Origin of the sequence: Streptomyces sp. MS191 (genome assembly GCF_008042125.1) — a bacterium.
Classification (GTDB): domain Bacteria; phylum Actinomycetota; class Actinomycetes; order Streptomycetales; family Streptomycetaceae; genus Streptomyces.
The window spans coordinates 16,407-38,853 of the sequence record NZ_RDBI01000039.1; the positions used below are offsets into that span (position 1 = coordinate 16,407).

The 22,447-nt window shown below is 67.3% G+C and carries 22 protein-coding genes; 12 read left to right on the forward strand and 10 right to left on the reverse strand.

Features of this window, described 5'->3' with window-relative positions:
- Positions 1 to 134 precede the first annotated feature (134 nt).
- Positions 135 to 1,013, forward strand: a complete 879-nt coding sequence (locus EAO71_RS06630) for a sigma factor (RefSeq protein ID WP_147976855.1) — start codon at positions 135 to 137, stop codon at positions 1,011 to 1,013.
- Between the two features lie 23 nt (positions 1,014 to 1,036).
- On the opposite strand, the gene EAO71_RS06635 is transcribed toward EAO71_RS06630, so the two are convergent.
- The 5 genes from EAO71_RS06635 to EAO71_RS06655 all read right to left on the reverse strand — a co-directional run bounded on the left by EAO71_RS06635 (position 1,037) and on the right by EAO71_RS06655 (position 4,574).
- Entirely contained in the window at positions 1,037 to 1,384 is a 348-nt protein-coding gene (locus tag EAO71_RS06635; protein WP_147976856.1) for a VOC family protein, read from the reverse strand.
- A 110-nt stretch (positions 1,385 to 1,494) separates the two neighbouring features.
- Positions 1,495 to 2,847, reverse strand: a complete 1,353-nt coding sequence (locus EAO71_RS06640) for an MFS transporter (RefSeq protein WP_147976857.1) — start codon at positions 2,845 to 2,847, stop codon at positions 1,495 to 1,497.
- A 160-nt stretch (positions 2,848 to 3,007) separates the two neighbouring features.
- Entirely contained in the window at positions 3,008 to 3,643 is a 636-nt protein-coding gene (locus tag EAO71_RS06645) for a VOC family protein (protein WP_147976858.1), read from the reverse strand.
- Between the two features lie 86 nt (positions 3,644 to 3,729).
- Positions 3,730 to 3,879, reverse strand: a complete 150-nt coding sequence (locus EAO71_RS06650; RefSeq protein WP_222723549.1) for a hypothetical protein — start codon at positions 3,877 to 3,879, stop codon at positions 3,730 to 3,732.
- Between the two features lie 74 nt (positions 3,880 to 3,953).
- A complete protein-coding gene (locus tag EAO71_RS06655; protein ID WP_261992041.1) occupies positions 3,954 to 4,574 on the reverse strand; it encodes a pyridoxamine 5'-phosphate oxidase family protein in 621 nt (206 codons plus the stop codon).
- Between the two features lie 463 nt (positions 4,575 to 5,037).
- Between EAO71_RS06655 and EAO71_RS06660 the strand changes: the two genes are divergently transcribed.
- Entirely contained in the window at positions 5,038 to 5,526 is a 489-nt protein-coding gene (locus tag EAO71_RS06660) for a hypothetical protein (protein WP_147976860.1), read from the forward strand.
- A 15-nt stretch (positions 5,527 to 5,541) separates the two neighbouring features.
- Here the strand turns inward: EAO71_RS06660 and EAO71_RS06665 are convergent, their stop codons facing one another.
- Positions 5,542 to 6,306 carry an MBL fold metallo-hydrolase gene (locus EAO71_RS06665; protein WP_147976861.1) on the reverse strand — a complete coding sequence of 255 codons (765 nt, stop codon included), beginning with the start codon at positions 6,304 to 6,306 and terminating at the stop codon, positions 5,542 to 5,544.
- Between the two features lie 839 nt (positions 6,307 to 7,145).
- On the opposite strand from EAO71_RS06665, the gene EAO71_RS06670 reads away from it, so the two are divergent.
- The 4 genes from EAO71_RS06670 to EAO71_RS06685 all read left to right on the forward strand — a co-directional run bounded on the left by EAO71_RS06670 (position 7,146) and on the right by EAO71_RS06685 (position 14,405).
- A complete protein-coding gene (locus tag EAO71_RS06670) occupies positions 7,146 to 10,709 on the forward strand; it encodes a type I restriction endonuclease subunit R (RefSeq protein ID WP_261992037.1) in 3,564 nt (1,187 codons plus the stop codon).
- A complete protein-coding gene (locus EAO71_RS06675; protein WP_147976862.1) occupies positions 10,706 to 12,226 on the forward strand; it encodes a restriction endonuclease subunit S in 1,521 nt (506 codons plus the stop codon). Before EAO71_RS06670 ends, EAO71_RS06675 begins: the two co-directional genes overlap by 4 nt.
- Positions 12,223 to 13,752 carry a class I SAM-dependent DNA methyltransferase gene (locus EAO71_RS06680; RefSeq protein ID WP_261992038.1) on the forward strand — a complete coding sequence of 510 codons (1,530 nt, stop codon included), beginning with the start codon at positions 12,223 to 12,225 and terminating at the stop codon, positions 13,750 to 13,752. The genes EAO71_RS06675 and EAO71_RS06680 overlap by 4 nt, the downstream gene beginning before the upstream one ends.
- Before the next feature lie 89 nt (positions 13,753 to 13,841).
- A complete protein-coding gene (locus EAO71_RS06685; RefSeq protein WP_147976863.1) occupies positions 13,842 to 14,405 on the forward strand; it encodes an HD domain-containing protein in 564 nt (187 codons plus the stop codon).
- On the opposite strand, the gene EAO71_RS06690 is transcribed toward EAO71_RS06685, so the two are convergent.
- Complete coding sequence (locus tag EAO71_RS06690; RefSeq protein ID WP_147976864.1) at positions 14,393 to 14,860, reverse strand: NUDIX hydrolase; 468 nt, start codon at positions 14,858 to 14,860, stop codon at positions 14,393 to 14,395. The genes EAO71_RS06685 and EAO71_RS06690 overlap by 13 nt on opposite strands.
- Positions 14,847 to 15,623: an XRE family transcriptional regulator gene (locus EAO71_RS06695; protein WP_187282585.1), complete on the reverse strand. Its 777-nt coding sequence runs from the start codon at positions 15,621 to 15,623 to the stop codon at positions 14,847 to 14,849. The genes EAO71_RS06690 and EAO71_RS06695 overlap by 14 nt, the downstream gene beginning before the upstream one ends.
- Before the next feature lie 97 nt (positions 15,624 to 15,720).
- Here EAO71_RS06695 and EAO71_RS06700 point away from each other — a divergent pair, with 97 nt between their 5' ends.
- The 6 genes from EAO71_RS06700 (at position 15,721) to EAO71_RS06730 (ending at position 20,235) form a co-directional block, all read left to right on the forward strand.
- Positions 15,721 to 16,413, forward strand: a complete 693-nt coding sequence (locus EAO71_RS06700; protein ID WP_147976866.1) for an HAD family hydrolase — start codon at positions 15,721 to 15,723, stop codon at positions 16,411 to 16,413.
- Between the two features lie 109 nt (positions 16,414 to 16,522).
- Complete coding sequence (locus tag EAO71_RS06705) at positions 16,523 to 17,425, forward strand: radical SAM protein (protein WP_147976867.1); 903 nt, start codon at positions 16,523 to 16,525, stop codon at positions 17,423 to 17,425.
- Positions 17,418 to 18,056 (forward strand): AAA family ATPase, encoded by a 639-nt coding sequence (locus EAO71_RS06710; protein ID WP_261992039.1) that lies wholly within the window; start codon positions 17,418 to 17,420, stop codon positions 18,054 to 18,056. The genes EAO71_RS06705 and EAO71_RS06710 overlap by 8 nt, the downstream gene beginning before the upstream one ends.
- A complete protein-coding gene (locus tag EAO71_RS06715; protein WP_147976868.1) occupies positions 17,974 to 18,621 on the forward strand; it encodes a class I SAM-dependent methyltransferase in 648 nt (215 codons plus the stop codon). Before EAO71_RS06710 ends, EAO71_RS06715 begins: the two co-directional genes overlap by 83 nt.
- Before the next feature lie 23 nt (positions 18,622 to 18,644).
- Positions 18,645 to 19,232, forward strand: a complete 588-nt coding sequence (locus EAO71_RS06720) for a class IV adenylate cyclase (protein WP_147976869.1) — start codon at positions 18,645 to 18,647, stop codon at positions 19,230 to 19,232.
- A gap of 589 nt (positions 19,233 to 19,821) precedes the next feature.
- Positions 19,822 to 20,235, forward strand: coding sequence for an NUDIX hydrolase (locus EAO71_RS06730; RefSeq protein ID WP_147976871.1), 414 nt, complete (start codon positions 19,822 to 19,824; stop codon positions 20,233 to 20,235).
- A gap of 60 nt (positions 20,236 to 20,295) precedes the next feature.
- Here the strand turns inward: EAO71_RS06730 and EAO71_RS06735 are convergent, their stop codons facing one another.
- Together EAO71_RS06735 and EAO71_RS37525 are read right to left on the reverse strand one after the other, a co-directional pair.
- Positions 20,296 to 20,766, reverse strand: a complete 471-nt coding sequence (locus tag EAO71_RS06735; RefSeq protein WP_222723550.1) for a hypothetical protein — start codon at positions 20,764 to 20,766, stop codon at positions 20,296 to 20,298.
- A 507-nt stretch (positions 20,767 to 21,273) separates the two neighbouring features.
- Complete coding sequence (locus EAO71_RS37525; protein ID WP_187282586.1) at positions 21,274 to 22,266, reverse strand: ParB/RepB/Spo0J family partition protein; 993 nt, start codon at positions 22,264 to 22,266, stop codon at positions 21,274 to 21,276.
- Positions 22,267 to 22,447 lie beyond the last annotated feature (181 nt).

Sequence of the window (22,447 nt, forward strand, 5' to 3'; positions counted from 1 at the left end):
GTGCACACCCCTCGCCGCAGCACCTCCCCCGTCCCGGCGGCCCGTCCGCACGGGACATCCGGACGGCCGCGGCCCCTGATCGCCGCCGTCGGGCGACGACGGCGACGGTCGACGCTCCACGGAGGTCGTTTCCGGTGGAAGCTCACACACTCCCGGCCGAGCGCTTCGAGGAACACCGACCGCGGCTGCGGGCGATCGCCTACCGGCTGCTCGGCTCGTTCGACGAGGCCGACGACGCCGTCCAGGAGACCCGGCTGCGGCTGAGCCGCTCCGATGACACCGAGGCGACCGACGGGCTGGACGCCCGGCTGACCACGGTCGTCGCCCGGGTGTGCCTGGACCTGCTGCGGGCCCGCGAGACCCCTCGCGAAGACCGCTGGGACGCGGGCGGCGTCGAGGCCCCGCGCCCGCCCGACGCGGCGGGCGATCCCGACGAGCAGGCACTGCTCGGCGACTCCGCCGAACGCGCACTGCTGGTCGTGCTGGACACCGTCACACCGGCCGAACGGCTGGCGTTCGTGCTGCACGACCTGTTCTCCGTCCCCTTCGAGGAGATCGCCCCGATCGTGGACCGGCCCCCGGCCGCCACCCGGCAGCTCGCCGGCCGGGTACGGCGGCGCGTCCAGGGGACGGAGGAGATGCCGGAACCGGACCTCCTACGTCAGCACGAGGTCGTCACGGCGTTCCTGGCCGCCGCGCGGAACGGCGACGGCGACGCCGTGCGCGCGCTCCTGGACGCGGACGTGGTGCTGCGGGCGGACGCCGAGGCGGTCCGCGCCGGGGCGACGGGCGCACACGGCTCCCAGGACGTGGCGAAGATCTTCTCCGGACGCGCCGCCCGCGCGGCGCGGATCGCACGGGTGGACGGCGCGGCCGGCCTGGTCTGGGCACCGGGCGGGGAGACGAGGATCGTCTTCGGCTTCACCGTGCTCGACGACCGGATCACCTCGATCGACGTCCTGGCGGACCCGGGCCGGCTCCACCGCCTGGAGCTGGAGCTCCTCGACGAGTGAAGACCCCCGGCGGGGGCGTCGGCTCAGGGGTCCTGGAGCAGGCCGAGCAGGCTGCCGTCGGCGTCCCGGACGGAGGCGATACGGCGGCCGCCCCCGACGTCCTGGATCTCCTGGACGGTCTCCCCACCCGCGGCGAGCAGCGCCCGGCACGTTCCCTCGATGTCGTCGACGTGCCAGTACGGGGACGGTCCGGTCAGCCCCTTGGCGTGACCGTTCGGGTCGAGGCCGATGTGCTGCCCGGCCACCACGTACCCGACGTAGTACGGCTCGTCCATCTCGGGCTCGACCCCGAGCAGGGCGGTGAACAGGGCCTTCGCCTTCTCCAGGTCCTTCACGGGGTAGAGGATCGTCCGGGCTCCGGTGGTGGTCATGGGTCCTCCTCGGGGAGGGTGCGGGGATGCCTTCCCTTCCATGATCCGCGGCGCGCGGCGGGTGACAAGCGGGACGCGGCCTCTCGCGCGCGACACCCCTCCCGCCGCGGTCACCCCTCCCGTACGGCCCCGCCGGCCCGCCGACCGCACACGGACAGCTCATCGGCCGGCGCCCCGGAGCCCCGCTCCGGCGCGGCCCCTTCCCTCCGCACCTCCGTCCGCTCCTCGGGCAGCTCCTGGGGCAGCTCGCGCCGGGTCCGCACCGGCGACAGGAACACCGGCAGGAAGGCCGTGGCCAGGAGCGCGCCGCCCACCCACAGCGTGGGGCGCACGCCGACGAGTTCGCCGAGGAGGCCCGAGGTCGCGGCGCCGATCGCGAGGGCGCCGGTGAGCAGGAACCGGAAGGTCGCGTTCATGCGGCCGAGCAGGGGGTCCGGCGTCATCCGCTGGCGCAGGCTGACCCCGAGCACGTTGTCCATGCCGGTCTTGAACATCGCCAACAGCCAGCCGGCGCCCGCGATCCACAGCCAGGGGCCGTGTCCGATCAGGGCCACGAGCAGCCCGGCGGGGGCCAGCAGCAGGCCGGCGAGGCCGAGGGCGCGTCCGTGGCCCAGGCGCGCCGCCACCGCCCGGGCGCAGCGCGCGCCGATGAGCAGCCCGACGCCGCCGGCCGCCCAGTAGATCCCCAGGGCGCCCGCGGAGAGCCCGAGTTCGCGGACGAACAGCACCGGCATCATCGTGTTGACGACCTGCGAGCCGAGGTTGTTGAGGGAGGCCGAGAGCGCGAGTGCCCGCAGTTCGGCGTTCCCGAGGACGTGCCGGACACCGGCCACGATCCGGCTTCGCAGCGACTCCCGCACCGGCGGACGGACCGGCGGCGCGCCTTCCTCCCGCAGCCACAACAGCCTTATCGCGGAGGCGAGATGACCGACCGCCACCCACACGACCGCCACCGGAGCGCCGAACAGCTGGACGAGCCCGCCGCCGGCGCCGCGCCCGGCGACGTTTCCGGCGGCCATCATGCCGACCAGGGCCGCGTTGGCCTGGACGAGCCCGTCGCGGGCGACGAGCCGGGGCAGCACGCTCTGGGCGGTGACGTCGGCGAAGACCGTGGCGCACCCGCCGAGCAGCACGACGGCGTACAGCTGGCCGAGCGTCAGCACGTCGCACCACCAGGCCAACGGCACGGAGGCGAACAGGAGCCCGCGCGCGGCGTCCGCCGCGATCAGCACCCGCCGCTGCCGCATCCCGTCCACCCAGGCCCCGGCGGGCAGCCCGATGAACAGGAAGGCCAGGGTGGAGAGCGTGGCGAGGACCCCGACCTCGCCGGGGCCGGGGTCCAGCGCCCCGACGGCGATCAGGGGGACGGCGACGTATCCGACATTGGTGCCGAGCTGACTGAGGACGGCCGCGGAGAAGAGCGTGCGGAAGCCGGGGACGCGCCAGGGTGAGTCGGATCGCATACCCGCGAACCTGCCGCACCCGACACGTCACCACAAGCGAAGAGTTCTACAGCGACGCTTAAGCGCCGCTACATCCGGGGCGGCCGCACCGAGGCCCGGCCGCTCCGTCGCAGGCCCGAGAAGATCGCCCGGGCAGGACTGGCCGAGCGGACACGTCCGATCAGATCGTGACCGGACCGTGGGCGGTGGCGAACTCGACCGAGACCAGGCCCGGTTCCTCGTCCTCGACCCAGGTGACGTCGACCTGGTCGAGGGGGTGGTCGGCCGGTTCGCCGAGGAACTCGGCGATGGAGGCGGCGTCGCCGGCGATGGAGACCCCGTGGATGGCGGTGGAGGTGCGCGGGTCGGCGCTCGGGCGCTCCTCGGTGGGGACCAACCACTGAAGAAAGTAGGGCAGTTGCGGGTCCTCCAGCAGTTCCAGCAGGCCGATCTGCTTCCACCTCAGGTCGAACCCGTCGGGGCGGACACGGTGGCCCTCGGCCGAGGTGCGGCCGAGGCGGGCCTCGACCGGGGCGATGTCGTCGACGGATACCACCCAACCGAGCCAGCCGCCGCCCTCGGCGGCGCGGCGCGCGACCGCCTGGCCGAAGGGTGCGCGGTCGGCGGCGGGGTGGTCGAGTGTGGTGACGACCTCGACGTAGGTGCCGCCGCTCAGCGGGAGAATGAAATTGCGGGTGCCGAACCGCGGGTGCACGCCCCCGTCGACGAATCCGGCGCCGAGGGCCGATCCGATCCACTGGACGGTCGAGACGAAGCTGTCGCGGGCCACCGCATAGGACACATGATCAAGTCGCACCGCGCCATCATCACCCGACAACCCGCACAAATCCCGACGCCACGCCCGCCGTCCCGGCCGCGTCCGCCATGGATTCAGCCGTGGATTCAGCCGTGGAGCGGATCGATCATCGTCGTCCCGGCAGGGGAAGCCCGGTCGAAGCCGGGCGGCAGCGCTGCCGCCTCGTCGAGGCCCACGACCCGCTCGATCAGCCGCTGCGGGGCGAGCGCTGCTGCCGCCGGCTTTCGATCCGGCATGCGGCACCACGCGCACCGCACTTCCGAGGGCCGCAGCCGTCGTCGCGGGCCCGAGAAGATCGCCCGGACAGGACCTAGCCGAGGGTCTGGCCGGCCCGCTCCGCCACATGGGCCGGCGGCGCGATGCCGGCCGGCAGGACGGGGTCGGCCAGCGGCGCCCCGATCGTGGTGACCACCGGCAGGATCCCGGCCCACAGGCCGAGTTCGGCGTCCGGGCTGTCACCGTCGTCCGGCGGGCCGTCACTGGTCTTCACGGAGGCCTCGGTGAGGTCGAGCGCGACGAGGGCGGTCGCGGCGAGCTCCTTGCGGCTCGGCTGCCGGGCGTAGTCCCACTGCCCGGGCGCGGACTGCTCGGTGAGGGCCCGCAGCCCCCGCAGCTTCTCCTCGGGGTCGGTGACCAGGCGGGGCACGCCGTAGATCATCGCGCACCGGTAGTTGACACCGTGCTCGAAGACGGAGCGGGCGAGCACAAGGGCGTCGACGTGCGTCACGGTGACGCAGACGGCGGCGTCGGGAGCCTGGACGAGGCTCCGGCTGGCGACCGAGCCGTGCAGGTAGATCCGGTCGCCGTCGGTGCCGTAGACGGTGGGCACGACCATCGGCGTGCCGTCGACGACGACCCCGAGGTGACAGAGGAACCCGGCGGCGAGCACCGCGTCGAGGTCCTCCCGGCGATGGCTCCCCTTGTGCCGCATCCGCCGCAACCGCGTCCGCCCGGTCACCTCCAGCCCCCCGGCCTCCTCCTGCCCACCCCGCGCCTCCTCCGACGCGTCACCGTGTACCTGCTCGGCGGCTGTGCTCATGCTGTCCTCTCCCCCGGGTGTCTCCCGCTCCCCGTGTTCTACGACGTTCCCCCCGCTCCCCGCCACGGCCGCCCACCTGTCGGGACCACGGGGCGCGACGCGGAACCGCGACGGCGTGGGCCCCCCGCCCCCACGGCATCACGAGGACGGGCGCGGAGGCCCGCACACGACAGACAACGATGCCGCGTAGAAAGCCGGTTGAAGCCAGGGGTGGCCGAAATACTTCATCCTCAATTCTTGCTCAGAAGAAAAGCCTTCTTCCCCTGTTTCCCGTGAACACGGTTACGGTCTCGGGGAACGGCCGCCTCACTGACCTGACAGGTGGCCGCATGAGCAGTCTTCACATGGGGGACGTATGCGTTTCACAGCACGCGGGACTGCCGTCCCGGCGTTCGCTCTGGTTTCCCTCCTGGCGGCCGGCTGCACCGACGGCGCGACGCCTTCGGGCACTCCGTCGAAATCGGCGACGGGGAAGCCGACGGCGACGCAGTCGCCCCGAGGGGAAGACGAGGAAGGCCAGGGCAAGCGGGCCAAGGCCGCGCTGGACACGGTCTCGCCCGATGACCCGGAATTCGTGGAATCCGGACTGGAGCGGGTCCGGGAAGGCGTGCACAATCTCTCCCCGCTCAAGAAGGGCAAGTCCTACAAGGTCTCCGTGGCCTGTGTCGGTTCAGGAAATGTGAAGGTCGTCATCGCGGACAAGGCACCACAGTCCGTGCCGTGCGACGGAGTACCTGCCGGCCGGCGGGTCGAAAATGCTCCATCGGAATTGCCGATCGACATCACCGCAACGGCCGGAGCCACCGGCATGGTCGCCTGGCGGGTCACCTCCCTGCCGTCCTGACGGCGACCCCGGCACCTACCGTCCTCGGGCCTGCTCCTGGTTCGACCGGTGGGGGCCGGACAGCCAGTCCGCGTGCGGCCCCAGGCGCGCGTCGACCGGTTCCTCTCCTCGCCGGAGCGCGTCGATGTAGGCACGATCGGCGGCGAGGCGGGCCGACACCTCGGGACCTTCGGCAACGGCGCCGTGGCCGGGGACCACGACGTCGGCGCGGCCGGCGGCCTCGCCCAGCAGGTCGAGCGCGGCCTCGTAGGCTCCCACTTGATCGTCCTGGCGCACGTCGAGGAGCGGGATCAGGACGTCGGAGAGCATGTCGCCGGCGAGCAGGACGCCACGGTCCGCGAGGAGGACCGCGGCGTGGCCCACGGCATGCGCCGGATGCTCGATGATCTCGCCCGGCACCGGTCCGCCGTCCGCGGGCAGCGGGGTGACCAGCGCGACGAGGTCGAGAGGGATGCCGGACGCGCTCTCCGCCGCCATCGCCCGCGCCCGCTCCCGGGCTTGACCGGCGACGTGGGCGGCGGCGGGGGTGGCGTAGCGCGGCACGTCGCCGAACCGGGGATGCCAGAGCAGATGGTCCCAGTGGGGATGGGTGGAGAACCCGGCGACCACCGGAATGCCGAGCCGGTCCACGTCGTCGGCGAGTCGGTCCAACTCGGAGCCGTCGATGCCGGGATCGATCAGGATCAACCCGTCCTCCCCGCGCACCACGACGGAATTGGACCAGACCCACTCGCTCTGCCGGACCCAGACGCCGTCGGCCACCTGATTCAGCTTGCCCATCTCCACTCCGATCTGTCGGTCACGGTGCTGAGACTGCGATCCGCAGCCGCATTCATCGCTTTCGGCGCCTGCCGGGCGGGATGTCGTGGTCGAGGTGAAAGACGTTGTCGCCGACGTTCGGGTCATCCGCTGATCGTCCGTCCGCAGGGCGGGCCAGCCCGGATCCTGCAGCAAGGCGACTCGCGGATCGGGCCGACACGGCGGTACGTGACGCGAAGGTCACACCTCTCGACGGGCGCCGCGCATCCGGAGAGGGGACCAGTTCACGCCGCAGGGGAGCCGCGACGGACGCCAGAAGGGAGACCGCCGACGGTTCGTGCGGCCCGTGGCCGCCGTCGCATCCGGCAAAAGCAAAAGCCCCAGGTCACGGCGAGTGAGTCCTGAGGCTTCCACAGAGCCGCCTTCGGGATTCGAACCCGAGACCTACGCATTACGAGGGCCCGCAAGATCATCCCAGCTGGTGCCGGACGATGCCGCAGAATCCCGTTTCCCCAGATCAGAAGCGCCCGACCGTGATCACCATGACGCCGGGTCCACCCTAGTGCCACCCAGTCCGCTCACGCAGCGCTCACGCAAGCCTGGCCGGCCTGACCGGGCGCCCGCCGAGCGGAGAAGCTTCACGGCGGCGCTCCTCGGCCTTGAGGGCTGAGCTTGCCCGACTGCCTCAGGACGATCACGCAGGAAGCGGAACAGGTCAGCGGTCCACCGCACCTGTGCGATCACTCGTGCCGCGTTACTCCAATCTCTGGAGTGCGCAAACTGCAGAGCGTGGTCACAACGGCATCCGGCATAATGATCGGTCCGGACGTAGCCGGTCAGGTGAGACGGGAGCAGCGCGCGTGCCGCATGGGCAGGTCGACCCACGGATAGCAGAACTTGCACAGGCTTCAGGGAACTTCGGGTTCCTACTCAACCACCTGGATCTTCTGGTTCTCTACGGTGCCGGGGCCGAGGCCGTCGTCTTCACAGACCCTAATGTTGCCTTGGTCAAAGCTCGGCAGTTCGGCGAGGCCCTAGCCGGGGACTTGGTACATCGGTTCCGGCTGCGCCCGCCGGGTGACCGGCAGGTCGACCGGTTGTACGAACTGGAGCGGGCGGGGGTCCTCCAGGGCAAGGTGCGGCCTGCATTCGATCATATCCGCGTGTTCGGCAACCAAGCGGTACACAACGGCTACGCCGAGCAGCGGGCGGCGTTCGAAGCGGTCAAGACCTGCTTCCAACTCGGGGTCTGGTTCGACCGCCTGCTAACTGGTACGCGTGAGCCACGCGCCTGGGTACCCCCGGCAAAGCCGTCGCAGGAGGAGCCAGTCGGTGCTGCGGAGCGTGCGGCACTGAACCGGCTCAACATGGATTACCAGCGGGCACTCGACCAGTTGGCGGCGCATAAGCTCCGCTACCGCGAAGCGGTCAGCGAGGCCGAGGCCCAGCAACTCGCCCGCGCCCAGATGGAGGCTGCCCTCGCTGCGGCGCAGGCTGAGCAAGCACGTCTGGCAGAGATGCTGGCCGCGCTCAGTGACGTGCAGAGCCAGCCGCTCGAACAGGCACTGAACAAGCGTCAGCCCGCGCCTCCGGATGCGGTACAGCGCGATGTATGGCTGAGCAATGCGCAGGAGGCGGCACGCGAACCGCTGACCGAGGCGCAGGTCCGAGTCGAACTTGATCGGATGTTGAGGGAAGCTGGCTGGACAGTCCAGGACAACAGTGCGTTGACGTTGAATCTGCATGCGAGTCAGGGCGTCGCAGTACGCGAGATGACCGTGGCGAAGGGTCGCGCCGACTATCTGCTTTACGTGGACCAGCAGTTGGTGGGGGTAATCGAGGCGAAGCGGGAAGGTGAGGACCTCGCCAAGGCCGAGGACCAGGCCGACGCCTACGTGGCAAATCTGAAATCAGCGCAGAAGATGGCGGCCTGGCGACGGGGCGAGCTGCCCTTCAGGTATGTCAGCGATGGTGGGCGCACCAAGTTCCGCAACACACTGGACCCGGAGTCGCGCAGTCGCCGGGTGTTCTCCTTCCACCGCCCCGAGACCCTCGCGACATGGATGCGCGATGCGGACAAGGACCCTCAAGCCCCGACCTTGAGGGCGAAGATGCGGTTCCGATTGCCGCAGCTGAACGAAAGCGAGCTGCGTCCAGCACAGATCGAGGCGGTCTCTGGAGTCGAGCAGTCGCATGCGATGGGGAAGCAGCGCGCGCTGATCCAGATGGCAACCGGTGCCGGCAAGACCTATACCGCCGTCACTTTCTCCCATCGGCTGGCCGAGTACGCCGGCGCCCGCAAGATCCTCTTTCTGGTGGACCGCAACAACCTCGGTGCACAGGCCAAGGGCGAGTTCGACAACTACCGAATTCCCGGAACGAACCAGGTGTTCCCTGAGGTCTACAACGTCCAGCGCCTTGCCACCGGGGAGGAGCTGCAGGACTCAACGAAGGTCGTCGTCTCTACCATCCAGCGGCTGTGGCTAGCCCTGTCCGGTCGACCTCTCCCGTCGGTCGACGAGGACTCGGACAAGTTGGACTCTTACGAGACCGACAGCCAAATCGAGGTGCGCTACAACCCGAAACTTCCGCCGGAGACCTTCGACATGATCATCGTCGACGAGTGCCACCGGTCGATCTACGGCAAGTGGCGTCAGGTTTTGGAGTACTTCGACGCCCACCTGGTGGGACTCACCGCGACGCCAGTGGCGCAGACCTTCGGGTTCTTCGAAGGCAACCTAGTATCGGAGTACACCTACGAACAGGCAGTCGCCGATGGGGTCAACGTCCCATTCCAGGTGTACCGCATCCACACCGAGATCACCGAGAACGGGGCGACGATTCCCTCGGGCATAGTGGTCCCCAAGGTAGACCGGCGCACCAGGCGGCAGAAGTACGAGGAGTTGGAAAGCGACTTCACGTATCGGGCATCACAGGTCGGCTCCTCAGTGATGACCAAGGACCAGATCCGCACCGTCGTAAGGACATTCCGCGACAATCTATACACCAGCATCTTCCCAGACCGGAGCCGGATCCCCACGGCTGAGCGGATGGTGCCAAAGACGCTGATCTTCGCGCAGAACGACCAACATGCGGATGACATCGTGGAGATCGTGCGCACCGAGTTCGGGCGCGGCAACGATTTCTGCAAAAAGATCACGCACAAGGCGGTCAAGGCCCACGACCTAATCAATGACCTCCGTACCAGCGCAGACCTGCGGATCGCCGTGACCGTCGACATGATCGCCACCGGGACCGACGTCAAGGCGCTGGAATGTCTGCTGTTCCTCAGGGACGTACGCTCCTGGGCCTACTTCGAGCAGATGAAGGGCCGCGGTGCCCGGACGCTCAAGCGCGCCGAACTCCAGCAGGTCTCTCCAGATGTCGAGGCGAAGACCCACTTCGTAATCGTCGACGCAATCGGGGTGACGGAGAACCCTAAGGTCGACGCCTCGCCGCTGGATAAGGACAAGACCCGGCGGCAGTCGCTGGAGAAGCTGCTGCGCAACGTTGGTAACAACACGATCAGCCCGGATGAGGTCTCGACGCTGGCCGCGCGCCTGTCCAAGCTCAATCTGCAGATCAAGTCCGAGGAGCGGGCCGAGCTGGAGAAGCTCGCCGGGGAGCCAATCACTGCGATCACACGCAGGATGGTCGAGGCCGTCTCGGTAGACGCGCAGGAGAAGGCCAAGGCGACTGGCGGTACGGATGCTGTGTGGGCTCTGGCGCGCGCCTCTGTCGTGCCATTGGCTGCAAACCCCGACCTGCGCAACCGCATCCTGGAAATTCGCCGCGCCTCCGACATCACCTACGATGAAGTCACCGCGGACAAGCTCCTGCACGCCGGCGCAGTAGTGATGACTCAGGACGATGCACAGGCGCGGCTCACGTCCTTCCGGGAGTACATGCAACATCATCGGGACGAAATCGCTGCGTTCCACATCGCGTACCAGAACCCCAAAGTCACGCCCCGCGAAGTCTTCAGCCAGCTCAAGGAACTCGCCCGGCGCCTGGAACGTCCACCGCAGCGGTGGTCGCCCGAGGACCTGTGGCGCGCCTACGAGGCGTTGGAGATCGCGAGTGCGAGGCGCGGGGTCCGACACGGAGTGGCGGACCTGATCTCGATCATCCGGTTCGAGCTTGGTGAGGACAGCGAACTGCGGCCGTACAGCGAGGTTGTCTCCGAGCGGTTCGCCTCCTGGATACTGCGTCAAGAGCAGGTGGGAGTTGTGTTCACCGACTCACAGCGCTGGTGGCTGGAACAGATCGCGAACTCGATCGCGCGGAACGTTCGCTTCGATGAGGCTAGCCTGGACTCCGCGCCGTTCACCCAAAACGGCGGGACTGGCGGCTACCTGCGCGAGTTCGGCGAAGACGCTGCTGTTCGCTATCTGGACGAATTGAACCGGGAGCTTTCCGCGTGACTGAGGCACTACCGGATGGTTGGACAACGGCGACAATCGGCGAGCTCTGCGAAGTCAACCCTCGGCACTTCACAATTCCCGTCGAGGATGACGATCTCATTTCGAAGGTGCCGATGGCGGCAGTCGAAGCAGAGAGCGGCAGGATGGATTCTTCGGAAACCATCCACGCTGGCGATCGAAAATCGTTGACACCATTCCAAGAGGATGACGTCCTATTCGCCAAGGTCACGCCGTGCATGGAGAACGGCAAGATCGCCGTTGCCGCGAACCTACACGGAGGCAGGGCAGTCGGCAGTACCGAGTTCTTCGTGCTGCGCAGCACTGGCGCCATTGATCCTCGCCTACTCATGTACTACTTGCTTCAACCACGAATCCGCAAAGCTGCTGCACAAGCGATGACAGGCGCGGTAGGGCTTCGCCGCGTTCCACGTTCATATCTGGAGGCGCTCGAACTCCCCCTCCCGCCAATCACCGAACAGCAGCGCATTATCGCCGCACTTGAGGATCACCTTTCCCACCTCGAGGAGGCGATGAAATATTTCGAAAATAGCGTACGAAAAGTCACGACCCTTTCCCAGAGCGTGTCTAGCCGTGCAGTATCCGGCAGTCTTGTGGATTTTCGTGCTCCTGGATCCGGGGAGGAGCTGCGTTCGGCAGCGCTCGCGCAGCGGGCGCTAATCGTCCCTAAACGCCGCCGCCAGCCCTCTGCCATTGGCGCCCCATTCCCCACCTCCGTCCCAGCCCACTGGACCGTAGTGGCGCTTGACGAGCTTGCTACATCGATTGAATACGGGACTTCAGCTAAGACGCGCTCCCAGGAGCTGCCAGATGACGTCCCAGTGCTTCGAATGGGGAACATTCAGCACGGCAGATTGGACGTCACCTCTCTAAAATACCTGCCCGCCGGCCATGCTGACGCGGAAAAACTGATGCTCACCGATGGGGATTTGCTATTCAATCGCACGAATAGCGCCGAGCTAGTTGGTAAGACTGCCGTCTACCGCGAGCAGCTCGGCCCCATGACTTTCGCTTCGTACCTCATTCGCTGCCAATTTGTTTCCGGAGTCATTCCGGAATGGGTAAGCCTCGTAATAAACAGCATCTACGGGCGTCAATACATTTCCGCGGTGTCCAGTCAGCAGGTCGGTCAAGCAAACGTAAACGGCACCAAGCTTGCCGCCATGCCGATCCCACTTCCCCCCACCGAGGAACAAGAATACATTCTATCTGCTGTCGATGGCTTCAAATCAAAGGCAGATCATTTCGCTGACATTCTTGCTTTGAGTCGCAGCAGGGGCATGAATATGCGGGGCTCGCTGCTCGAGGCAGCCTTCAACGGTAAACTGGCGCCGCAGGACCCGAACGATGAACCGGCTTCAGCGCTGCTGGAACGAATCGCGGCTGAACGGTCGGCCCTCAGGAAGCCGGCAAGAGTCCGCCGCGCTGCGAGCACCCGTACGGCCCCGGAGCACACCAATCGCATCCCGTCAGGTACCCAGGAAGAGTTGCCGCTTTGAGCACACTGAACGCCGCACCCCGGCCGGAAGACGACACCAGGACGCTCGTCAACCGCCTGTGGTCCTACTGTGAACTGCTGCGGCACTCCGGGGTCTCCACCCTCGACTACGTAGAGCAGTTGACATACCTTCTGTTCCTGAAGATGGTGCAGGAACGCAAGGACTGGCGATTGAACACGCTGAAGATCGATGACGGCGGGTTTGACTGGAACAGCCTGGCCAATGAGAGCGGCAATGCCCTCGCTGACCGCTACACGGAGATCCTGACGGGGCTCGGCAGCCGCCCCGGAATGATTGGCGCAATCTTCAAGGGATCACAGTCAAAGATTCATGAGCCGGCAGTCCTCGAAAAGCTTGTCAAGGATCTGATCGGCAAGCACCAGTGGAATCTGACCGGAGTGGACGTCAAGGGCGACGCCTATGAGGGCCTCCTTCAACGCGGAGCTGAGGACCGCAAAACTGGCGCCGGACAGTACTTTACCCCACGTCCAATCATCGATGCGATGGTCGAGTGTCTCCAGCCCGAGCCCAGCGACACCATCATGGACCCGGCCTGCGGCACCGGCGGATTCCTGATCGCCGCAGCCAACTACATCAACCGGCACTTTGGTGCCACCATGACCGACGACGAACAGATCCGGCTACGTAATCAGGGCATTACTGGCGTGGAACTCGTCGGGGAAACCGCTCGCCTAGCCTCGATGAACATGCTTCTGCACGATGTCGGTCTGCCCAACGGTAACCCGATTATCGAGGTACGTGACTCCCTGGCCAAAAGCCCGGTTCGGAACGCCTCTATCGTGCTGGCCAACCCTCCTTTTGGCGTGGGCACAATCAGCGGCGCGAACTACAGCGAGACCCGACAGGACCTTTGGACCGGCACCACCAACAAACAACTCAACTTCCTCCAGCACATCTTCACCCTCCTGGACACCGATGGGCGTGCCGCCGTCGTCCTGCCGGACAATGTGCTCTTCGAGGGCGGGGCCGGTACTACCATCCGTGAGAAGTTGCTGCGCACTTGCGACGTTCACACGCTGCTGCGCTTGCCAAAATCCGGCATCTTCTATGCCAACGGCGTCAAAGCAAACGTGCTGTTCTTTGACAAGCGCAAGCCGACCACGGACGCAACGCCAGCGACCACCAAAATGTGGGTCTACGACCTCCGCACCAACCTGCACTTCACGATGAAGCAAAATCCGCTACGTCGTGAGCATCTGGACGAATTCGTAGCCTCCTACCGGCCAGGTAAGCCGCGCTCCGAGCGTGTCGAGTCCGAACGGTTCAAGGCTTACACCTGCGACGAACTGCTCGCTCGTGACAAGGTCAGCCTCGACCTGACGTTCCTCAAGGACGAGTCACTCACCGACGCCGGCTCCTTGCCCGCGCCAGAGATCCTCGTCCAGGAGATTGTTGACGATCTGCAGGCTGCCTTGGCAGAGTTTCAGGCCATCGGCGAGGGCCTCGGGCTTAACCCCGACGAGCTGGCAGCTGACAACGTCGATCTAACTCAACTGGACGCCTAGCCAGCGTCTGGCTCTGCTTTACGTTCCGGCCAGCAGGTTGGTGTGCCGGCGACGCTTACGCGAGGCGCACCCTGGGCAGGGAGCGCGGCATGGGTTATCTGATCGAAGAGTGGGCAACGAGGCTGGCAGCAGCTGAACTCAGCACCGCGCTCCCGCGGAGGTGGGCGCATACGCAGGGAGTGGCACACCGCGCGGTCGAAGTAGGTCAGGTTCTCGGCCAGGACGCTGGCGTCCTCGTCGCTGCCGCGACGCTGCACGACATCGGGTACGCACCGCGCCTCGCCATGACCGGGTTCCATCCGCTGGACGGGGCCCGGTTCCTTCGCGACGAGCACGGGGCCGATGAGTGGCTAGTACGGCTGGTCGCGAACCACTCGTTCGCGCTTCTGGAGGCCGAGGAGCGGGGGCTGCGAGAGGAGCTCGCGAGCGAGTTCCCCTTGTTGGAGGAGCCGCTGCTCGTGGACGCGCTCGTGTACTGCGACATGACCACCACGCCCGACGGCGGCCGGACCACCGCCGAGGAGCGGGTCGCGGAGATCCTTGGCCGCTACGGGGACGACAGCGTGGTCGGGCGGTTCATCCGCCGGGCGGCGCCGGAGATCTTCGCTGCCGTGGGGCGGGTGGAGGCGGCGCTGGCGGCTCAGCCGAGGTAGGGGTAGGTGCCGGCGAGGTAATCGCCGATCTGCTGGCGCATGCTGGCGTGGATGTCGTACTGGTCGAGGTCGGCCGGCCGGACGAACCGGACACCGTCGGCTTCGTCGTTGATCGTGGGCTCGCCGCCGACAGGGCGGCCGATGTAGGTGTTCTCGTACTGCTGGCGGATCTCGCCGTCGGTGTACGCCACGATGTGGTTCGGGTTCGTGTAGACGCCGAGGAAGCCGGTGATATCGGCGACGATGCCCGTCTCCTCCAGGCACTCGCGCACCGCGCACTCGGCGGCGGTCTCGCCGATGTCCTGGGCGCCGCCGGGCAGTGCCCACTGGCCGGTGTCACGGCGGTGCTGGAGCAGGATCGCGCCGCTGTCGTCGACAACCAGGAGGTTGCTGGCGGGGATGAGGGTGTTGGCCTTGGGGGCGTTGGGGTCGTTGTAGTACTCAGTCCTGCCCATGTGCGGCGGTCCCCTCGTGATCGGGCGTCCAGGGCCATGCGCCGGCCCAGACGGCGTCGAAGCTCTGAGCGTAGTTGTCGAACCAGCCCGTGGCATCCACTCGCCGCAGGTGGAACAGGGGGTTGGCGCTCGCCGGTTGACCCCAGACATGCGGGTTGACCAGCAGATCGTCGTCGTACCGGAAGAGGGAGTTGTAGAGCGTGGTGTCGTGGAGCCGCACCTCGCATCCGGCTTCGGACAGCAGCGGGCGGTAGTAGGTGAGGGAGGCGCGGATCTTGGCGGCGAGGGTGTTGCCGATGCCCTCCTCGCGGCCTCGGGTGGCGGCTGCGTCGCCGCTCGGGTCGCCGAAGCACAGGCGTACGCGCACCCCGGTGGCCGCGCGCTCGGCGAGCATCTTGGCGACGTGCGGGTTGGTCTGGGCGAAGAAGGTGCCGGAGAAGATCAGGACGTCGATCTGCCGCTGGGCGCCCTGGAGGAGGGCGAGCCACATGTCTCGGGGGACGCTGGACCGGTTCTGGTAGGTGCCGATGATCTCGCCGCTGCCTAAGCCGGTGCCAGGCCGGCCGCTGCGCGTCAGCGGTGCGGGCCAGAGGAAAGTCTCCTCGACACGCAGGTGCTGGGCAACGCTGAAGCGGTGCCGTGGATGGGGCACCCGTCCGCCAAGCCAGCGGCCGACGGTCTTGGGGTCCACTTCGCAGGCTTCGGCGAGCGATTCGGGGGATACACCGCGCTGGGCGAGTACGGAGTGAAGTCGCTCGTTCACAGACGCCATACAAGCCGAGTCGCGAGGGGGAGGGCAAGGACGTCGTGGGACGTTCCCGCGGCGCCGGGCGAGATCGAGCCAGTCTTACGCTGGCGTTATGCAGCTCAGCGTCCTGTGGGACATCGACCACACGCTCATCGACAACGCGGGTGTGAGCAAAGAGATTTACTCCGCCGCGTTCACCGCCCTGGCCGGCTTCGCGCCGACCGGTCCCGCACGCACGGAGGGGCGTACGGACCGTCTGATCATGCGGGAGCTGTTCGTTCGGCACGACGTTCCCGAGCCGGAATGGGGCCGGATCCAGGACGCCCTGGCCCATGCCGGGCAGGAGCGGTTCGCGGAGCTGCGGGTGCGCGGTACGGCTCTGCCGGGTGCATGCGACGCGCTCAAGTGCGTTGCGGAGAGGGAAGGGTGGGTGTCGTCGGTACTCACGGGCAACATCGCGGCGAATGCCAAGGTCAAGCTCGCCGCCTTCGGCCTCGACTCTCTGCTCGACCTCTCCGTCGGCGCCTATGGGGCCGACGGCGTCCAGCGTCCCGATCTCGTGGCAGTGGCGCGAGAGCGAATCCGACGCGCCTATGGAGCGGGACGGGATGTCCCCGTCGTGCTCGTGGGAGACACGCCGCGGGACGTCGAAGCCGCGCTCTCCACGGGATCTCACGTCGTCGCCGTCGCCTCAGGCATTCACAGCCAGGAGGAGCTGGCCGCAGCCGGCGCGGTAATCGTGCTGCCCGACCTTTCGGACACCGCAAGGCTGATGAGCCACTTTGAGGGCATCGCCGCGCGCTGAAAAACGTCCCAGGACGTCCTGGGACCGTCCGCCTACGTGGTGACGCCGTCCACACCCACTCGGCCACGATCGGATCCTCCCCGCCAGTCAACTGACCCAGGAGGCCCGCGTGATCCGCGACGTCACCGGAATCCGCAGAATCCGGATGCTGTACTTGCAGCTGCTGTACCGCTGCAACTTCTCCTGCCTGCACTGCTTCCACGGCGAGCGCCTGAAGCAGGCCGACGCCTTCACCGCCGAGGAGGCGGTCGGACTCATCCGGCTCATGCGCGAGGAGTACGGCACCGAGGCGGTGACCCTGCTCGGCGGCGAGCCCTTCCTCTACAAGGAGCTCGCGCAGGTCGTCCGCTACACCCGGCAGGAGCTGGGGATGCAGGTGGAGATCTGCACCAACGGCTACCGGATCGAACGCCGCCTCACCGAGATCGCTCCCTACGTGGACCTGCTGCGGGTTTCATTGGAGGGTGTCGCCGGCACCAACGACGACATCCGCAGGCAGGGCAGCTACCACGCCGCGCTCAGCACGCTGAACCTCGCTCGGGAGCTCGGCGTCATGACGGCCGCGACGATGACCGTGACCTCGCGGAACATCGATGAGGTGCTGCCACTGGCCCGGGTCATGCAGAGGTTCGGCGCCGGACAGCTCAAGCTGCACTGCCTCCGCCCGGTGGGAAACGCCGCCCAACACCCCGAGCTCTTGGTCGGCGACCCGACCGCGTACACCCGACTCCGCGAGGACCTCCGGACGGCCGGCCTCTCCATCGAGGTCATCCTCGACGAAGACCTCGCCGAGGGCGGGGCGCCGGAGATCTGCGCGCCGGCCAGCGGCCCGCGCGAGATCGAACGGATCGAGGCCGACCCGCGCGGTGCGCTCACCATGTCCTGCAAGGCCGTGGGTAAGGACTCGCACGCCTTCTGGTACGAGAAGACCGCCAACCACATCGTCCACCGGCCCTCCGCCACCGACGAGCTCACCCTCGCCGTCCCGGACGTGGTGTACGCCCGTGCCTGACCGGCCGTTCTTCGAGGCGCTCGAAGGCTTAAGGGGAAGCGGGAAGTCCACCGTCGCGCCACTGCTCGCGGCGGCCAGGGGCGCCGTTCTGGTCCCCACCGTGCCGCTCTTCTACCAGTCGCTGCGGCGCCAGGTGGATCTGCGGGAGAGCGTCGAGGCTCGCCTGTGCTTTTACCTCTCGGCCCTGTTCACGGCTGCCGAGGAGATACGAGACCACCTCGCCGCCGGCACACCGGTCGTCGTCGAGAGCTACTTCGCCCGGTGCCTCGCGAACCACCACGCCTTCGGGGCCCGCCTCGGCGTCACCCTCCCGCCGGATCTGCCCCAGCCCACGACGTACCACCTGCTGTGCACGGAGGCCGAACGGCAGCGGCGCCTCGCCCAGCGGATCAAGCCCATCTCCCGGTGGGATGCCCTGAGCGAGGAAGGCGCAGACCGGATCTCGACTGCCTACGCCCAGTTCTCGATGCATCGGATCGACACCACCGGCCGTGCCCCGGAGCAGATCGTCGAGACGATCCTCACCACCGCCCAGGAAGGACATCACCGTGCAGACGCAGAGCCTGTGGGAGCACACCCTCACGTTCTTCCCCCAGTTCCTCGCCACCCTGAAGGAGCGCACGTCTCCTGACGCCACGGTCGCGGTCGTCGGCGCGAGCGACGGCAAGTTCGTGCTGCCCCTCGCCGCCGCCGGTTACCGCGTCATCGCTATCGAGCGCGACCCCTTCGCTCTCCACGGAGGCGAGGTCAGCCTTCCGGGTGACACCCAGGCCCAGGCCCCCGGCCTCATCGACCGCCTCAAGGCAGAGGAACTCCACGACCGGGTCCAGGTCATCGGCGAGGACTTCCTCACGGCCGAGCTCCCCGAGGGTCACTGCGACGCCGTCTGGACGAGCTGCTCGTGGCACTACAGTGCCAACCACCACAGCCCGCTCGGCGACTTCGTCCGCCGCATGCAAGCCCTCGTTCGCGAAGGGGGCTTGTTCGGCGCGGAGTTCATGATGCCCGTCGAAGAGCGCCACCAGTTCATCGAGCACTACACCTCGCCCGAGAGACTCGCCCGCCATTTCGCCCCCGGCTGGAACGTCCTGCTCACGGTGCGCACGAACCAGTTCGTCGAGCGCCCGCACCTCGGCCAGCCCCACGACCACACGCACCGCATGGGTCTGCTCATCGCGGCCCACACCACCAGGTAATCGCACCCAACGAGGAAGACGACATGAAGCACGAGTACGAGGCCAAGTTCCTCAACGTCGACGTCACCGCCCTCCAGGACAAGCTCACCGCCCTGGGCGCCGCGCGAGCGTTCCCCCGCACCCTCCTTACCCGCAAGATCTTCGAGAACGACGCCCTCGACGGCGGCGCGTGGCTCCGGCTGCGTGACGAGGGGACTCGCTCCACCCTCACCCTCAAGCAGGTCACCGACGCGACGACCATCGACGGCACCACCGAGATCGAGACTGAGGTAGCGGACCTCCACGCCATGGCCGACATCCTGCGGCGGCTCGGCCTCACCGAGGTCCGCTACCAGGAGAACTACCGCGAGGAGTGGCGCCTGGGCGCGGTCGCCTTCGACTTCGACACCTGGCCGGACCTCCCCACCTTCGTCGAGATCGAAGGCCCGGACGAGGCATCCGTCCGCCAGGCCGCCGACCTGCTCGACCTCGACTACACCGAAGCCCGCTTCGGCAGCGTCGACGAGATCTACAAGAGCGAGGCCGGCCGCGACATCCTCGCCGAGCCCACGCTCCTCTTCGCCGATTCCGACAAGCAGGAAGTGCCCTCCGAACCGGTCCGAGGCCGGTGACCTCAGGCGAGAAGTGATGCTCACAGAACTCGCCTTACCGAACAGGGTGATCCCTGGAATCGCCGAATTCGCCCTCGGCGGACTGCCCGCACCAGCAGCGACCAACGACGGCAACGCGTGGGTCGACGGCCTCTGCTGGCTCTACTGCGGACAGCGATGGACCCGCGTCCTCTGGATCGGCCCCGCGAGCGTCGCCGGTGCCCAGGCAGCGATGTACGCCTGCGGCCCCTGCATCCAGGAGCTCCAGGAGCGGGTCTGGCGATCGATCCTCCTCGATGACCAGCCGGCTCACGCTCCACACCCGAGCCAGGCCGCTGGATCCGATGCACCCGCTGAACGGCGTTCTGGTCGGCACCGAGGCCAAAGCAGGTTCCTACGCCGCTAAGCCCCCGCCCTGGTCACGGAAGTGCCTGGCCGTCCCCCACGGCATGAGCCCTGTGACCAGGGCGGGCTTCACTCTGCCGAGACTTGCGCCGGTGACGCCAACGCCAGACGGCGGGATCCGGGCAGTTCTCAGTGACACGGTGTCCCGCTTCATCCCTCTCGGTACTGTCGTTCCGCCCCTCGTGGCCACCTCGGAGGAGTAGACGTGACGCAGGATCTCTCGGAGAAACAACCGGGCGTAGCGGCAGCCGTAGTCGTTCACGAGGGACGCGTCCTCTTGGTACGCCGCCGGGTGAGCGAAGGACAGCTCTCCTGGCAGTTCCCGGCCGGCAAGATCGAACCCGGTGAAGCCCGTGAAGACGCGGCAGTGCGTGAGACCCAAGAGGAGACCGGGTTGACCGTGGCGGCTGTGAAGCTGCTCGGCGAACGGATCCACCCGCATACGGGTCGACTCATCTCGTACACGGTCTGCGAGGTGGCGGGCGGCACCGCTCACGTCGCGGACACCGAGGAATTGGCCGAACTCGCCTGGGTCACCCATGGCGAGATCCCGCAATACGTGCCGTATGGAGTGTTCGAGCCGGTGCAGGACTACCTTGACGCGGCCCTGCCCGCCTGAAGGGTCTCCGGGCCAGGGATCACACGCAATGTATCGTGCTGTCCCCTGTTGGGCAGCTGATCAAAGGCGAGACGCCTCTGACGGGATCTTCTCCAACATGGTCCAGCTCCACGAGCGCCCGCCGACCACCAGAGTGGTGTCGTCTGCGATGCGCCAGCCCCTCATCCATCGGCCACCGCCGTGATTGCGCGCCCGACACGAGCAGGTGCAGACATGGCCGAGCGCGCTCATACAGCGAGGGTTGCACTTCTCGGAGCGGTTGAACTCCCTGCCGAGCAGAATGCGGCCGTGCCGCTGCACAAGGGTGCCGGCGAGTTCGATGAAGTGGTCCGTGGCCACAGCCCAGGACTCGTTGTCCCGTTCCCACTCCGGCCTGGCTCGCCCGTATACGTAGTCGTGCACGAACTGCTCATGCCTCTGCCAACCGTGCTTGGGGATCCAGTAGCCGGTGCGTCCCTTGGCGGGAAGAGTGACAATCGGGGCGTCGATGTCACCCCACAGCGGAATCCACGACGGTCTCGGCACAGGCACTTCCCGGATCGTGCTGCGAGGGCGTCGCGGCACGGAAGGTGAGCTGTCTGAGGGGCCGACCGCGTAGAGGGGCGTCTGGGGCGCCCCTGGCTGATATCGCTGCTTCGCCGACTCCGGGCACTGCCCCACTCGCCGGTCGGCGCGAGGATGGGCGAGGACCTTCCCGGTACGCCGGTCTATCCGTATGACGCCGCCACAGAGCCGACACTGGCCCTTCTCGGTAGGAGAAGTGGGCAAAGCGCTCCCTTCGCGCTGGGAGAGCCTGAACCCTCGGATGGATTCAGGCCCTTCGGACACAGCAGGCTCAGCGTAGAGATGAAGTCCCTTGATGGACATCGAGTTGGAGATGTCGGGCTACACACTTGGCCTTCGCGATCGAGCTTCGTCGGCGTGCATCAGAGGAGCTGGCGTCCTCGATCACAGCGCCCGCTGATCACTCGGTCCAGGAAGTCAGCGGCTGCGGGACCAACCCGTTTCGGTGTTGGCCCCGCAGGGGCGCTCGGAGTGTCAGCTGCTGGCGGTCAGGTTGATGACGAGGGCGCGGGCCATTGGGCTGAGGCCGACGGTGACCTCTTGGACGTATGCGGTGTTCGGGTGGGCGGAGAGGTCTAGGACAACGCCCCAATGCTCAGCAATCTGTTCCAGCGCCTGCTGAGTGCGGTGGATGGCGTCCTGGCGGCGGGCGAGGAACTCTTCGGCGCGCTGGTGGGCCTGGTGCCAGGTGATGTCTCCCTGCTCGGCGAGCTGGGCCAGGGGCGGGGTCGTGTGGCCGTCCGCGAGATGGAGCTTGTCGGCGTCGGCGATCTGCTTCCGGATGCGGTTGTCCTCCTGTCGTTCCTCCAGCGTGGTGATGGCTTCGTCGAGGGTGAGGTGGCCTTCGGTGACGAGCTGGGCGAGGTCGGGAGCCTGCTCGCTGAGGCGGTCGCGCTTCTCCTGGACTGCTGCGGCCTTCGCCTTGTTCTCACGGGCGATGTCGTAGGCGGCGTCAAGCGGGTAGGCGCCGACGCGGACCTGTTCAGCGAGCTCGGGGGAATAGGTGAGGACGACGTTGGCGGCGGAGAGGCGGGTGCGGCTGAGGCTGTGGGTCTTGGCCAGGTCGCGCAGGGAGTGTCCCGAAACGGAACAGGCCATGGCGGTGATCATGGCCTGCTGCCCCTTGCTGAGGTGCCGGCGGTAGACGTTGCTGGAGAGGACGAACGCTCGGGGGTTGTCGCCGGTGTAGGTGGCGAAGCGGGGCTCGACGCCGGCGATCTCGCAGGCGGCGAGACGGTTACGACCGTCGAGGAGGACACCGTCCGAGTCGAGGACGATGGCGTTGTGAAGGCCCTCGTTCTTGATCGACTCGGCAAGGTCGAGCAGTTCGTCCTCGCTCAGCATCGGGAAGATGTCGGCGGCAGGGTGGATCTTCAGGGCGGGCTCCTTGCTGTCGGCTGTTGTGGGGTCGGCACTCTGCGGGTGCGCTTCGGTGGTGTGGGCGGATGGCTGTTGGATGGCTGTCATAGGGCTCCTGGTGGCTGTCAGCGGCGCAAGTCTCGGCAGAGTGAAGCCCGCCCTGGTCACAGGGCTCATGCCGTGGGGGACGGCCAGGCACTTCCGTGACCAGGGCGGGGGCTTAGCGGCGTAGGAACCTGCTTTGGCCTCGGTGCCGACCAGAACGCCGTTCAGCGGGTGCATCGGATCC

Coding starts and splice junctions, on each gene's coding strand:
- EAO71_RS06720 (WP_147976869.1), top strand. CDS start 18,645: ATGAAGCACGAGTACGAGGCCAAGTTCCTCAACGTCGACGTCACCGCC.
- EAO71_RS06690 (WP_147976864.1), bottom strand. CDS start 14,860: ATGGGCAGGACTGAGTACTACAACGACCCCAACGCCCCCAAGGCCAAC.
- EAO71_RS06660 (WP_147976860.1), top strand. CDS start 5,038: ATGCGTTTCACAGCACGCGGGACTGCCGTCCCGGCGTTCGCTCTGGTT.
- EAO71_RS06650 (WP_222723549.1), bottom strand. CDS start 3,879: ATGCCGGATCGAAAGCCGGCGGCAGCAGCGCTCGCCCCGCAGCGGCTG.
- EAO71_RS37525 (WP_187282586.1), bottom strand. CDS start 22,266: ATGACAGCCATCCAACAGCCATCCGCCCACACCACCGAAGCGCACCCG.
- EAO71_RS06665 (WP_147976861.1), bottom strand. CDS start 6,306: ATGGGCAAGCTGAATCAGGTGGCCGACGGCGTCTGGGTCCGGCAGAGC.
- EAO71_RS06700 (WP_147976866.1), top strand. CDS start 15,721: ATGCAGCTCAGCGTCCTGTGGGACATCGACCACACGCTCATCGACAAC.
- EAO71_RS06640 (WP_147976857.1), bottom strand. CDS start 2,847: ATGCGATCCGACTCACCCTGGCGCGTCCCCGGCTTCCGCACGCTCTTC.
- EAO71_RS06685 (WP_147976863.1), top strand. CDS start 13,842: ATGGGTTATCTGATCGAAGAGTGGGCAACGAGGCTGGCAGCAGCTGAA.
- EAO71_RS06655 (WP_261992041.1), bottom strand. CDS start 4,574: ATGCGGCACAAGGGGAGCCATCGCCGGGAGGACCTCGACGCGGTGCTC.
- EAO71_RS06635 (WP_147976856.1), bottom strand. CDS start 1,384: ATGACCACCACCGGAGCCCGGACGATCCTCTACCCCGTGAAGGACCTG.